Source organism: Chelatococcus daeguensis (genome assembly GCF_001887265.1).
Lineage (GTDB): Bacteria > Pseudomonadota > Alphaproteobacteria > Rhizobiales > Beijerinckiaceae > Chelatococcus_A > Chelatococcus_A sambhunathii.
Map to the genome: position 1 here is coordinate 2,708,553 of NZ_CP018095.1, position 12,841 is coordinate 2,721,393.

Below are 12,841 nucleotides of genomic sequence, written 5' to 3' on the forward strand. Positions count from 1 at the left end.
TGACGATCACCTTCAACAGGACAAAAGCATCCCCCCACCGGCCGGAGAAGGACGAGCAGTATCATTAAAAATACATTAAACAGAAAATTTTCGCAATATTTTTGATGAAAATTTTGCCTAATGCGAAACATTCATGCACTCGCCGATACCTGCGCGTGCAGGCCGCGGACGCCTCTTCACCTAGCGCTCCCTGAAGGCTCTCGCGAAACTGTCGGTCAGCGGCCGCAGCAGGTAGGCGAAGAAAGTCCGTTCGCCGGTCTTGATGAAGACTTCTGCAGGCATGCCTGGTGTCGGCCGGAACTTCGGCAGCTCGGACGCGGCCGCCTTGTCAAGGGAGATCCGGGCGATATAGGCGCTGCTGTGGGTCGTGCTGCGCTGCTCGTCTGGCAGCGCATCGGCGGAGACATAAATGACCTCGCCGGGGATCATCGGGGTGACACGCTGGTTGAGTGCCGTGAGGCGTACCAGCGCCTCCTGGCCGCTGTGCAGGCTGTCGATGTCCTGCGGGCGCACGCGCGCCTCGATGATCAGTTCGTCATTGACGGGCAGAAGCTCGAGGATGTCCTTGCCGGGGGCCACGACGCCACCGGCGGTGTGGAACATGAGCTTGACGACGATGCCCTTGACCGGCGCCTCGATTGTCACACGCTCGCTGACCCCTTCGGCCATCCGCATCCGCTCGCGCACATCGTCGAGCTCGCTCTGTGTGTTCCGCAGTTGCTCGGTCGCCGACTGGATGAGCTGGGAGCGCACATGCGCAATCTTCTGCTCCTCGCGGCTGATGCGCTCGCGCGCATCGCTGATGCCGGCGGTCAGCTGACCGATCTGCCCCTCGAGGCCCGCCTGGGCACGTTCGAGCGCCAGCACGTCCGGCTTGCGGACATAGCCTTTCTTCAGGAGCTCGCGCTTGCCCTCGAGCTCCTGCGCCACGAGGCCGAGTTGCACCTGGACGGCGCGGAGCTGTGCGCGCCCGCCGTTGATGCTTTCGCGCAGGGCGGCGATGCCCTGCTCGAGGATGGCCACCTCGCTCGTCACCCGCTCCCGCCGTGCCTTGAACTCGATCTTCTGCCCGTCGATGATCGCAGCGACTTCCGGGTCCGTGGCCCGGGCCAGCAGTTGGGGCTCGAACCGGACGTCCCCGGCCCCCGCCACCTCCGCCTCGAGGCGTGCCTGGATCGCGAGCAGGCGGTCGTGCCGCAGGGTGAGGCGCCGCAGGTTGGCCTTGGCATCGGTATCATCGAGCAGCACCAGCGGTTGCCCGGCTTCGACGATATCGCCCTCGCGCACCATGATCTTCGAGATGATGCCGCCCTCGAGATGCTGGATGATCTTGTTCTGTCCGGTGGCGACAAAAGTGCCGGAGGCGACCACTGCCCCGTCGATGGGGGCAACGCTCGCCCAGACGCCGAAGCCGAAGACTCCGAACACCAGGATCATTGAACCGAGCAGGAGCGGCCAGCGGGTGGCACGCGGCACCTCCTCGCACCATTCCTCGCCGGTGATGACCGCATGCGGCATCGCTCCCTCCCGAATGTCCCGGCCTATGCCTGCGTCTGGGCAGCAACGCCCGGCGCTGTTGCCGGTGCCGCAGCGAGCGCCTCGTCCTGCGTCTGCGCCATCAGGCGCGGCAGGATCTGGTCACGCTCGCCGAAGGCCGCCACCTGGCCCTCGCGCAGGATCAGGATCTTGTTGACGCTCTGCAGAACGGCCGGCCGCTGCGTGACGAGCACGATCGTGATGCCCTGGTGCCGGGCGCGCGCCAGAGCTGCGGCGAGGGCGCGCTCACCCATCGTGTCAAGGTTGGCGTTGGGCTCGTCGAGGACAATGAGCCGCGGATCGCCAAAGAAGGCGCGCGCGAGCGCGATCTGCTGCTTCTGTCCGCCGGAGAGCGGGCTGCCGTCCACGGCGATCTCCGTCTCGTAGCCGTCCTGAAATCCGGAAATCATCTCGTGCACGCCGGCAAGTGCGGCCGCCTTGGCGATCTCTTCGTCAGTCGCATCCTCCCGCATGCGGGCGATGTTGGCCTTGATCGTGCCCGGAAAGAGCTCGATGTCCTGCGGCAGGTAGCCGATACTCTCGCCAAGCTGACGACGGTCCCAGTTGCGCAGGTCCATGAAGTCGAGGCGCACGCTGCCGGCCGTCGGCGCGATGCAGCCGACGAGCATGCGCGCCAGGGTCGACTTGCCGCCGCCCGAGGGCCCGATGATGGCGAGCGAATCCCCCGCCTCGAGCGTGAAGGAGACGCCGTTGAGCACCGTGCGCCTCGTGCCGGGCGGGATGTAGAGCAGCTTGTCCGCCTGCACCCGCCCTTCCGGCTTCGGCAGCAGCATGCGCTCGGTGTCGTTCGCCGGTGCGTCGAGCAGCGAGCGGACGCGGCGGTAGGCGGACTTGGCTTGCACGAAGCCGCGCCAGCCGTCGATGGCGCCCTCGATCGGCGCCAGCGCGCGGCTGGCAATGAGCGAGGCGGCGATCATCATGCCACCGGTCACGCTGCCCCGCACGGCGAGATAGGCGCCCCAGCCGAGAATGCCGACCTGCGTCACGAGGCGCACGTAGCGCGACACGCTGGCCAGATAGATGTTGCGATCATTGGCGTGGATCTGAGCCTTCATGGAAGCGGCGTTCTCCCGCCCCCACAGCAGGATGGCCTCCTCAAGCATGCCCATCGCGCCGATGACCTGCGCGTTGCGCGCCTGGGCCGAGGCCTGGATGTTGGCGCGCATGGCGAAATTGCCGGCAACGCCATAGTCCTTCGCCGTCATGCGTTCGTTCAGCACGGCGATGCCGAACAGCACGACGCCCGCTCCCGTCGCGATGACGCCGAGCGCCGGATGGATCAGGAAAACCGCCAGGAAATAGAGCGGCGCCATGGGCGCGTCGAACAGCACGAGCATCACCGGCCCGTTGATGAAGGAGCGAACCTGCTGCAGGTCACGCAGGGCCTGGATGTCTCGTGTCGCCCCGACATCCGCGGAACGAAGGGCGGCGGACATCACGGGGGCGCCGAGCAGACTCTCGAGCTGCACGGCGATGCGTGTCAGGACGAAGCGTCGCAGGGCATCGAGCACGACGAGCAGGGTCAGCGCGCCGATGGCGATGATCGACAGCATGACAAGCGTATCGATGCTGCGACTCGTCAGGACACGGTCCGAGAGCTGGAAGAGATAGAGCGGCACCGTCAGCATCAGAAGGTTGATGACGACGGAAAAGGCACCGACCTGCAGGATGCCGCGGCGGCAGGCGTGCAGGCCATTGCGGATGACGTCGGCCCGCGGCTGATAGGCGCGCCGGCTCGTTGCCTTGCCCGTGCCTGCTCCGCCTCCGCTGGCGCCGCTACGGCGCAGCGGTGCGATGACCTCGTCCTGTGTCTGCTGCCGCCCGGCAAGATCGACCGGCGATGGAGCCTCCTGGGAAGTGGCGCCGGTCCCGCCGGGCCGCCGCTCGCCGCAGCGGGCTTCAGCACTGCCCTTGCCGGACGTTGCGGCGGATGGTGGGCGCTTCGCGGTGAAGGCCGGCGGCCAGGTGGCGCGCGGCAGCCGCGGCGGCTCCCTGCCGTTCGTCTGACGGCTATCGCCCGGCTCCCGCACACGGCCGGCCGCGGCTCCGGAGGCAGTCATTTCGTCACGCGTCGGATCTCGCATCTGCCGCCTCCCGGCCTTCGTCCTGATGCCGTGGCCATTGCTGGTCAGCCCGTCAGCGTGTGCAGGGCATCGCCGCTCGATGCCGCTGGCGCCTGAGCCAGGACTTCCGCCAGTTCGTCGTGGGCTATCTGTTCGACGGCGCCGGCGACCTGGGTCACAACGTTGGTGTCCCCGTCGAAGAGGACGTTCTGCTGCACGATGACGTTGAACTCTGTGTAGTTACCGGCCACGACCTGGGCGCCAAAACCGCCGTTGTCGTCGATGATGACGGCGTGGTTGACGGTTGTGTTGCCGCCGGATCCCGCGAACTGGTCGAAATCGAAGGCGCCGAAGCCATCGCCCGAGAGGTTGTGCGCGCCGGTTGCCGTGGCATCGACGACATTGCTGTCGCTGTCGTCTATAATGTTCACCTGCACGATCAGATTGATGTCGTGGTAGTCGCCGTCGACGAAGAGCACGTTGATCGGTTTGCCGTCGGCATCGACGAGTTGCATGACATAGGCGCCACCGGCGAACGGATTGGCCAGGAAGTCGAGCCAAGCCGCCGCGTCCCCGCACGCACCCTCTGCCTCCTGAAAGCCGAACATCGCCATGTTGATCTGGACGTTGCCGCCGCTCTCGGCGAACTGGCCGGAGATGGCGGCCGCGATTCCTTCGGGGCCAAGCAGGGCGATGAGGGCGTTGATATCGCCGTCGAACAGAATCGACGACTGGACGGCGATGAAATGCTCGCTGTAGAGCCCGCCGATCAGTTGCACGCCGCCGCCGCTGTTGGTGTCGATGATGGCGGCATCGTTGACCTGCAGGTTGCCACCGCTTGCCAGCACCTGCTGAGAGGACTGGCCCTCGCCAACGACCCCCTGCACGAAGGCCTGGTTGAGGTCGCGGTCGATGATCAGGTTGAACTGCAGGATGATGTTGTATTCGTAGTAATGGCCGCTGACGACGATGAGGTCATAGCCGTCGCTGCCGGAGACCAGCACGGCCTCGTTGCTCAGACTGTTGCCCCCGCTTGTCGTCTGCTGGGTCACCGAGCCCACACTGTCGGGCCCTGCCTCGGTCATGGACAGACGCGCCGCCTGCACGTTGAGGTCGCGGTCGGTCAGGCCGTTGATCTGCATGACAGCCGTCTGCGACAGCGCACCGCCCAGATGGCTGTCTACGGAGAAGCCGTGCAGCAGCTGCTGACTGCCCAGGCTATCGAACAAATGCTCTATCGGACCGGCAGTGTAAGGCGTCGACACGTTGCTGTTCGCTGCATTGTCGGCCGTGCCGGGCACGTCGATGACGACTTCGTTGATCTGGACGTTCTGGCCGCTTGCCACCGCCTGCCCCGCCTCCGCATCGGCAAGGTCGGGCAGGTCGGGCCGGGTGGCCAGGGGGGCGGGGTCGGCGTCGTCCACGGCCTCCATCGGGTCGGCGGGGCCGACGGTCCCGGACACCTTGTGTGGCGCGCCCGACGCCGTCGACAGCGCCAGCGACCCGGCGCCGTGCATCGGAGCGGCTGTTCCGCCGAAACCGGCATCATCGAGGTTGCCGGCCTGCGCTCCGGGATGCGTCGCGAGGCTGCCAGCCCCGACATGCGCATCGAGCCAGGAGCGGGGCAGGTCGACCGCGCCGGCGAGCAGATGAAGTCCACCCAGGAACGCAGGCTCGACCGGAAGGCTGCTCACCCTCGCGCCATCGATCTCGCCGATGCGGGCGGCGAAGACGGGGTCGGGGCCGAGTTGCACCACCTCCGGCTCCTCGCCGTCGGTGCGTACATAGGCGAGGGAGACGCTCGGCCGTTCCCCCTCATGCACGACAGGCACCCGAAGATAGTTCCACAGCAACTCGGTAATGCGATCGACCGGCATGGTCCCGTCCCCTCCGCTGGCGCCGGCAGTGCGGGCCCGGCTGGCCTGCCGGGTCCGCACCCCGTCCGCATCCGTCGGTTCGTCGGGCTATGCGTCGTCGATGGCGCTCGTGTTGCTCTGGCCGTTGCCGCCGCTGACGATATCCTGGTCAAAGCCGGCGAAGTTGAAGGCGAACGCCTGGGAGACGCTGGCAGCGTTGGTATTGCTGTCGTTGTCCATGAGGTAATTGGCCTGGCTGACGCTGTAACTGTCGTTGCTGTTGCCAAAGCCGCCAAAACCGCTGTCACCGATCCACGACGTATTGCTCTGGCCGTTGCCGCCGCTCGTGATGCTCTGGTCGATCGCGGCGACATTGCCGAAGCCGAGTTGTGCCACCACCCCGACATTCGTGTTGATGTCGTTGTCGAACATGATGTTCTGCTGGCCGACATCGAACTCGTCATTGTTGCTGCCGGCGCCGAAGCCGAGGCCAAAGTCGCTGATGTTGGAGGTGTTCGACTGTCCGTTGCCGCCGCTTACGATGCTCTGCCCCACGCCTGCGACATTCCCGAACCCGGCCTGCTGGATGGTGGTCAGGTTCATGTTCTGGTCGTTGTCGTAGAGACCGTTGAACTGGCTCACCTCATAGTGGTCATTGTCGCTGAAGGCCCCGAGACCGAGGCTGAAGTCGGAGATGTTGGAGGTGTTGGACTGGCCGTTGCCGCCACTGTCGATGCTTTGCCCCACTCCGGCGATGTTGAGGCCGCCGAACTGCGCGATACCGGCGCCGTTGGCGTTGGCGTCGTTGTCGTACATGTTGTTGGTCTGGCCGGTCCAGTAGCTGTCGTTGCCGTTGCCGAGGCCAAACGAGAAGCCCGTGTCGCCGATCCAGGTGCTGTTGCTCTGTCCGTTGCCGCCGCTCGTGATGCTCTGATCGACGCCTGCGAAATTCAGACCGCCGATCTGCGTAATGTTGCCGACCTGCATGTTCTGGTCGTTATCGGCCATGCCATTGTACTGGTCCACCCGGTATTCGTCGTTGTTGTTGAACCAGCCGCCGGCGAAGCCGCTGTCCTGAATGGCGGACGTGTTGGACTGTCCGTTGCCGCCACTCGTCGTCTGTTGCGCCAGGCCGCCGAAGTTGAACAGCCCGGCTTGGTTGAGCGTGCCGACATTGGCGTTGGCGTCACTGTCGAGCATCTCGTTGTCCTGGTCGACGGAATAATAGTCATTTCCGTTGAACCAGCCGCCAGCGCCGCCGGCATCCGTGATCCAGGACGTGTTGCTCTGGCCGTTGCCGCCGCTGCTGATGCCCTGCACGGCACCGCCGAAATTGAAGAGGCCGACTTGGTTCGCCGTGCCGACATTCATGTTGAAGTCGGAATCGTTCAAGCCATTATTCTGGTCGACTTCGTAGGTGTCATTGTCGTTCAGGGGCATATCGTCTCTCCCTCGCAGAATAGAAACGCAGCACTTTTCTCTATGAATACGAGACAGGTTCGATTACACAGCGTCGACGAATGGCACCGAGGTTGTCGAAGCCCGAAGGTTTCAACCAAGCCATTGTGTCGCTTCTTCTTGACCCCGCGAGTATGTCATTCCGGGAGAGGAGGAGAAGCCTATCAACTAATGCGTTTCAATTAGCGCAGATGGAAGAAGCCCAATCGAGAGTTCACCGGCGCGGGTGCGAGAATGCGTTCCTCGAACGTCCGAGGCGGCACGACGTCCGCCCCTCCCGCAGGGAACGGCAGGCCGAGCGACAGAGCGGAAGTTGCTGATGGATCGCCGCTATCAGGCGCCGAAGGCCACCGCGCCCGCGGCCACGAAGCGTTCGCCCGCGCGGGCGATCTGCTCAAGCGTCATGCCCGGCTTGTAAAGGGCCGAGCCGATGCCGAAGCCATCGGCGCCGGCCCGCGCGAATTCGGCCATGTTCTCCGGCGAGATGCCCCCGACGGGCAAGATCTTCAGATCCTGCGGCAGGACCGAGCGCAGCGCCTTGACCCCCGCCATGCCGACGACTTCCGCCGGGAATATCTTCACCGCCTCGGCGCCGGCCCGGCGTGCCGCAAAGATCTCCGACGGGGTCATGCAGCCCGGGAGCACGTCGAGCCCGCGCCCGAGCGCCATCGTCACCACCGCCTCGTCGAAATGGGGGCTGACGACGATGCGCCCGCCCGCGTCGGCCACCGCCTTCACCTCCGCAGTCGTCGTCACCGTACCGGCGCCGATCAGTACGCGCTCGCCGAAGGCCTGCGCGAGGCGCGCAATGCTGTCGAGGGGCTGAGGCGAGTTGAGAGGAACCTCGACGATGGAAAAGCCCGCATCGACCAGCACCTGGCCGACGGCAACGGCCTCGTCCGGCGCCACCCCGCGCAGGATGGCGATAAGCGGGCGGGTTGCCAGAGCTTCGACGAGACGCATCGCTTCCTCCCGGGGCCGGCTGCGGGGTCCGCCGCCTCATGCCGCTCCGTTTAGCGCAGACCGGCGCCGCGAGCCATGCCGATCAAGCTGATCATGCCGGCTCGCCATGCGCTGACATTTGCGCTTTCACGGATCTCCGGCCGGATCGGGCGCGTCGACGAGCCCGGGCTGCTGCTCGGCCTCATCCATGGGCTGGCGTGTGAAGCCGCGCACCGTCGGGCTCGTTTCCTCCGCGTCGCGGCGGATCTCGACCGGGCTCAGCACATAGGCCGTCACCAGTTCGGCGATGGAGCGCAGTGCATGCATGTGGATGCGCTCGTAGCCGTGCGAGGCGTCGATGCCGAAGGTGATGAGGGCTGCGCGCACATCATGCCCCGCGACCACCGCCGAGGCGGAATCCGACCTGTAAAAGCGGAAGATGTCCTTCTGATAGCGGATGTCGTTGTCACGGCACAGACGCACCAGCTTCTGCGTCAGGTGGAAGTCGAACGGCCCCGTCTGGTCCGCCATGGCGATGGTAACGCCGAACTCGTCCGAGTTCTGCCCCGGCCCCGTCGTCCCGTTGTCGATGGCGACGATCGATGCAACGTCGTTGGCGAGCGCCGCCGAGGCACCGACCCCTGTCTCCTCCGCGATGGTGAAGACGAAGTGCGTATCCACCTCCGGCTGCGCGCCTTCGGCCTTGAGGGCCTTGAGCGCAGCCAGAAGGATGGCGACGCCTCCCTTGTCGTCGAGGTGGCGCGAGACGATGAAGCCGTTGTGCAGGAACTCCGGCTGCGGGTCGATGGCGACCGTGTCGCCGACGTCGATGCCGAGATGGACAAGGTCGCGCGGGCTGCGGGCCAGCGCGTCGACGCGCAGTTCCACGTAGGGCCAGCCGGTGGGCTGGCTGTCGACCTCGTCGTTGAAGATATGGCCCGAGGCCTTGAGCGGCAGGATGGTGCCGCGATAGGCGCCCTTCTCGGCGAAGATCGTCGCGCGCGCGCCCTCGGCGAAACGGGCCGACCAGGTGCCGATCGGCACGAGCTCGAGCCGGCCGTTCTCCTTCAGCCGTTTCACCTGTGCGCCGAGCGTGTCGACATGGGCGATGAGGGCCCGCGCCGGCTTGCTCTCCCGTCCCGGCAGGACGGCGCGGATGGCGCCGCGGCGCGTCAGCTCGTAGGACAGGCCGAGCCGTTCGATCTCGAGGCAGACCTCGCGCACGATCGTATCGGTGTAGCCCGTCGGGCTCGGGATGTTCAGGAGCCGTGCCAGCACGGCGGCGAGATAGGCCGTGTCGATGGTCAGGCGCTGCATCGGTCCCGCCCCTCGAGAAGCGCCGCCTGCCGCACCGCCGTCGGCACCGAGAGCGGGAACAGCAGGTCGACGAAACGTTCGGCCGTGGGCTGCGGCTCGTGGTTGGCGAGGCCGGGCCGCTCGTTCGCCTCGATGAAAGCATAGTCGGGCTCGCGCGGCGAGCGCACCATGAGGTCGATGCCGACGACGGGGATCTCGATGGCCCGCGCCGCCGCCACCGCCGCCGCAACGAGGCGCGGATGCACCTCGCCGGTCACGTCGTGGATGGTGCCACCGGTGTGCAGGTTCGCGGTGCGCCGCACGGCGATCTCCTCGCCCTGGTCAGCGACATCGTCGAGACCGTAGCCGGCCGCCGCCACGCAGCGCTCCGTCTCGGCATCGAGCGGGATGGTGGATTCCCCGCCCGTCGCCGCCGCCCGCCGGCGGCTCTGGCGCTCGATCAGCTCGCGGATGGTGGCGCGCCCGTCTCCCACGATCCGCGCCGGCCGCCGCACGGCGGCGGCGACGAGACGATAGTCGATGACGACGAGACGCAGGTCCTCGCCCGCGACGCGCTGCTCCACGAGCACGCGGTCGCAGTAGAGCTTGGCCGTCGCGATGGCCTCTTCGAGATGCTCCATCGTCTCCACACCGACGGCGATGCCCCGGCCCTGCTCGCCGCGCGCCGGCTTGACGACCAGCGAGCCATGCTCGGCGAGGAAGGCCTCCAGCGCCTCCCGGCCGTCGGCCTCGATCTGCGCCGGAACGGTGAGCCCCGCCCGCTCGACGACCCGGCGGGTAACGGCCTTGTCGTCGCAGATGGACATGGCGACGCCGGTCGTCAGCTCGGACAGGCTCTCGCGGCAATGCACCGTGCGCCCGCCGTAGGAGAGGCGGAAGAAGCCGCCCGGCGCATCCGTCACCTGCACGTCGATGCCGCGGCGGCGCGCCTCGTCGACGATGATGCGGGCGTAGGGGTTGAGCTCCGCCTCGGGCCCGGGGCCGACGAACAGCCGCTCGTTGATCTGGTTCTTGCGCTTCAGGGTGAAGAACGGCACGCGATAGAAGCCAAGCTTCTCGTAGAGCGCGATGGCCTGCTCGTTGTCGTGCAGCACGGACAAGTCGGTGAAGGCGGCGCCGCGCGCCTTGAAATATTCGACGATGTGGCGCACCAGCGCCTCGCCGATGCCGGGCCGAGTCGCCTGGGGATCGACCGCGAGGCACCAGAGCGAGGAGCCGCGGGCCGGATCGCCGAAGGCCCGGCCGTGGTCGACGCCCATCACCGTGCCGATGACGTTGCCCGTAAGTTCGTCCTCGACGACGAAGCAGGTCACAGCACGGCTGTCGCGCTGCGACCAGAAGAAGTCGGGCCGCACGGGCACCATGCCGCGCGTCGCGTAAATGCGGTTGACCGCATCGGCATCGCCGGCCGAGGCGAGGCGCCGGATGAAGAAGCCGGCCGGGCGCCGGCGGGCCGTCTTGTAGGTCGCGAGGTCGAGCCGGTAGGTGTGCGAGGGATCGAGGAACATCTCCTGCGGCGCGAGCGACAGCACCACGTGCGGGTCGCGCACGTAGACGGCGATGTCGCGCCGCTCCGGCGCCTCGGCGCGCATCGTCTCGACGAGCGCCTCGGCGCTCTCGAAGGTCTGGCCGAAGAGGAGGCGCCCCCAGCCGCAGTCGACCGCGGCCCCTGTCTTCGTCTGTTGCGTATCGCTCTCGCGCCCCTCGCCGAAGGGCGGCACCATGGCCTGGTTGCGCATGCGCTCGAGGCGGTGGGCATAGGCGCCGCGCCCGCGCCGCGATGTCGAACCCGTCATGCCTGTCTCCCCGGTCAAAGCCCGTGCGTCTGCAGCCACATCTCGAGCAGGGCGACCTGCCACAGCTCGGAGCCCCGAAGGGGCGTGATGGCGCTCTTGGGGTCGGCGAACAGCCGCTCGAGATAGCGCTGGTCGAACAGGCCGCGCTCGCGCGCCTTCTGCGAGGTCAGCGCCGACTCGACCATCTCGAGCGTCGACCCTTCGATGTATTTGAGGGCCGGCACCGGAAAATAGCCCTTCTTGCGGTCGATGACCTCGTGCGGGATGACCTGCCGCGCCGCCTCCTTGAGGACGCCCTTGCCGCCCTGGCTGAGCTTGTGCTCGGACGGGATGCGCGCGGCGAGTTCCGCCAGCTCGTAGTCGAGGAAGGGCACCCGCGCCTCGAGACCCCACGCCATCGTCATGTTGTCGACGCGCTTCACCGGATCGTCCACCAGCATCACGGTGGAATCGAGCCTCAGCGCCTTGTCGACGGGATCGTCCGCGCCGGGCATGGCGAAGTGCTCTTCGACGAAAGCGCGTGCCTCGTCCCGCGTCAGGTGCCACTCGGGATTGAGATGCGTGCCGAGCCGCCCGTTGTCCCGGTCGAAGAAATGGCGGGCATAGTCGTCGACCGGCGCGTTGGAGCTGGCGAGCGGTGGATACCAGTGATAGCCGCCGAAGATCTCGTCCGCCCCCTGCCCCGACTGCACCACCTTGATGTGCTTCGCCACTTCCTGCGACAGGAGGAAGAAGCCGACATTGTCGTAGGACACCATCGGCTCGGACATGGCCTCGATGGTCGCCGGCAGCGCCTCCAGCATGCGCGTTGAGGGGATGAAGATCTTGTGGTGGTCGGTGTCGTAGTGCCGGGCGATGAGATCCGAATAGACGAACTCGTCGCCCTTCTCCCCGTTCGCCTCCTCGAAGCCGATGGAGAAGGTCATCAGCCCCTTCTGCCCCTCCTCGGCCAGAAGGCCGACGATGACGCTGGAATCGACGCCGCCCGAGAGCAGCACGCCTACCGGCACGTCTGCCACCATGCGCCGCCTCACGGCCTGCCGCAGAGAGGCGAGCACCATGTCGCGCCACTCCTCGGCCGAGCGCGCGACGTCCGCGGGCGTGCGCGTGAAATCGAGGCGCCAGAACTGCGTATCCTTCTGCGTGCCGTCCGGCTCGATCACCCGCACGGTCGCGGGCGGCAGCTTGCGCACGCCGCTGAGCATCGTGCGCGGAGCCGGCACCACGGCGTGGAACGTCATGTAATGCTGCAGCGCCACCCGGTCGATCGTCACGTCCACCTTGCCCGTCGCCACCAGTGCCGGCAGCGAGGAGGCGAACATCAGCGCACCGTCCGCCTCGGCGAGATAGAGCGGCTTGATGCCGAAGCGATCGCGGGCCAGGACGACACGGCCGCTGTCGCGCTCGTGGATGGCGAAGGCGAACATGCCGTTGAAGCGCTTGACGCAATCGATGCCCCAGGCGTGATAGGCCTTGAGGATCACCTCGGTGTCGCCGTGCGAGAAGAAGCGATAGCCGAGGCCGGCGAGTTCCTCGCGCAGTTCGGGGTAGTTGTAGATGCAGCCGTTGAAGGCGATCGTCAGGCCGAGGTCGGCGTCGACCATCGGCTGTTCGGCCTTGTTGGTGAGATCGATGATCTTGAGGCGCCGGTGGCCGAAGCCGACGCGGCCGCGCGCCACGACGCCGCCGGAATCGGGTCCGCGCGGTGTCATCACCCCCGTCATCCGCTCCAGCATGGCGATGTCCGCAGAGCGTCCGTCGAACCTCAGCTCACCACAAATTCCGCACATCGATCCGTCGATCTCCCCGATGACCGGCGCTTCAGGCCGGCGCCTCACGATAGATAATTTGA

Annotated in this window: 8 protein-coding genes; all 8 read right to left on the minus strand. The window is 66.7% G+C overall.

All coding sequences use genetic code 11. From position 1 onward, the window contains the following. Positions 1-180 precede the first annotated feature (180 nt). The gene (locus BOQ54_RS12890; RefSeq protein WP_071924033.1) at positions 181-1,518 is read right to left on the minus strand and encodes an HlyD family type I secretion periplasmic adaptor subunit; all 1,338 of its coding nucleotides are present in this window, start codon (positions 1,516-1,518) and stop codon (positions 181-183) included. Between the two features lie 23 nt (positions 1,519-1,541). After that, positions 1,542-3,641, minus strand: coding sequence for a type I secretion system permease/ATPase (locus BOQ54_RS12895; protein ID WP_245316207.1), 2,100 nt, complete (start codon positions 3,639-3,641; stop codon positions 1,542-1,544). A 44-nt stretch (positions 3,642-3,685) separates the two neighbouring features. Then, the gene (locus tag BOQ54_RS12900; RefSeq protein WP_071924034.1) at positions 3,686-5,497 is read right to left on the minus strand and encodes a hypothetical protein; all 1,812 of its coding nucleotides are present in this window, start codon (positions 5,495-5,497) and stop codon (positions 3,686-3,688) included. An 87-nt stretch (positions 5,498-5,584) separates the two neighbouring features. Further along, positions 5,585-6,916: a hypothetical protein gene (locus tag BOQ54_RS12905; RefSeq protein ID WP_063189879.1), complete on the minus strand. Its 1,332-nt coding sequence runs from the start codon at positions 6,914-6,916 to the stop codon at positions 5,585-5,587. Between the two features lie 351 nt (positions 6,917-7,267). After that, the gene (locus tag BOQ54_RS12910; RefSeq protein WP_071924035.1) at positions 7,268-7,897 is read right to left on the minus strand and encodes a 2-dehydro-3-deoxy-6-phosphogalactonate aldolase; all 630 of its coding nucleotides are present in this window, start codon (positions 7,895-7,897) and stop codon (positions 7,268-7,270) included. A 126-nt stretch (positions 7,898-8,023) separates the two neighbouring features. Then, positions 8,024-9,193 carry an osmoprotectant NAGGN system M42 family peptidase gene (locus BOQ54_RS12915; protein ID WP_055457490.1) on the minus strand — a complete coding sequence of 390 codons (1,170 nt, stop codon included), beginning with the start codon at positions 9,191-9,193 and terminating at the stop codon, positions 8,024-8,026. Further along, positions 9,181-10,989, minus strand: a complete 1,809-nt coding sequence (gene ngg, locus BOQ54_RS12920) for an N-acetylglutaminylglutamine synthetase (RefSeq protein WP_096335297.1) — start codon at positions 10,987-10,989, stop codon at positions 9,181-9,183. The genes BOQ54_RS12915 and ngg overlap by 13 nt, the downstream gene beginning before the upstream one ends. A gap of 14 nt (positions 10,990-11,003) precedes the next feature. After that, positions 11,004-12,779 (minus strand): N-acetylglutaminylglutamine amidotransferase, encoded by a 1,776-nt coding sequence (locus BOQ54_RS12925; protein WP_071924036.1) that lies wholly within the window; start codon positions 12,777-12,779, stop codon positions 11,004-11,006. Between the last annotated feature and the right edge of the window lie 62 nt (positions 12,780-12,841).

Excerpts from the sequence above, each read along its gene's own strand:
- BOQ54_RS12890 (WP_071924033.1), bottom strand. The coding sequence starts at position 1,518 with ATGCCGCATGCGGTCATCACCGGCGAGGAATGGTGCGAGGAGGTGCCG.
- BOQ54_RS12895 (WP_245316207.1), bottom strand. The coding sequence starts at position 3,641 with ATGCGAGATCCGACGCGTGACGAAATGACTGCCTCCGGAGCCGCGGCC.
- BOQ54_RS12900 (WP_071924034.1), bottom strand. The coding sequence starts at position 5,497 with ATGCCGGTCGATCGCATTACCGAGTTGCTGTGGAACTATCTTCGGGTG.
- BOQ54_RS12905 (WP_063189879.1), bottom strand. The coding sequence starts at position 6,916 with ATGCCCCTGAACGACAATGACACCTACGAAGTCGACCAGAATAATGGC.
- BOQ54_RS12910 (WP_071924035.1), bottom strand. The coding sequence starts at position 7,897 with ATGCGTCTCGTCGAAGCTCTGGCAACCCGCCCGCTTATCGCCATCCTG.
- BOQ54_RS12915 (WP_055457490.1), bottom strand. The coding sequence starts at position 9,193 with ATGCAGCGCCTGACCATCGACACGGCCTATCTCGCCGCCGTGCTGGCA.
- ngg (WP_096335297.1), bottom strand. The coding sequence starts at position 10,989 with ATGACGGGTTCGACATCGCGGCGCGGGCGCGGCGCCTATGCCCACCGC.
- BOQ54_RS12925 (WP_071924036.1), bottom strand. The coding sequence starts at position 12,779 with ATGTGCGGAATTTGTGGTGAGCTGAGGTTCGACGGACGCTCTGCGGAC.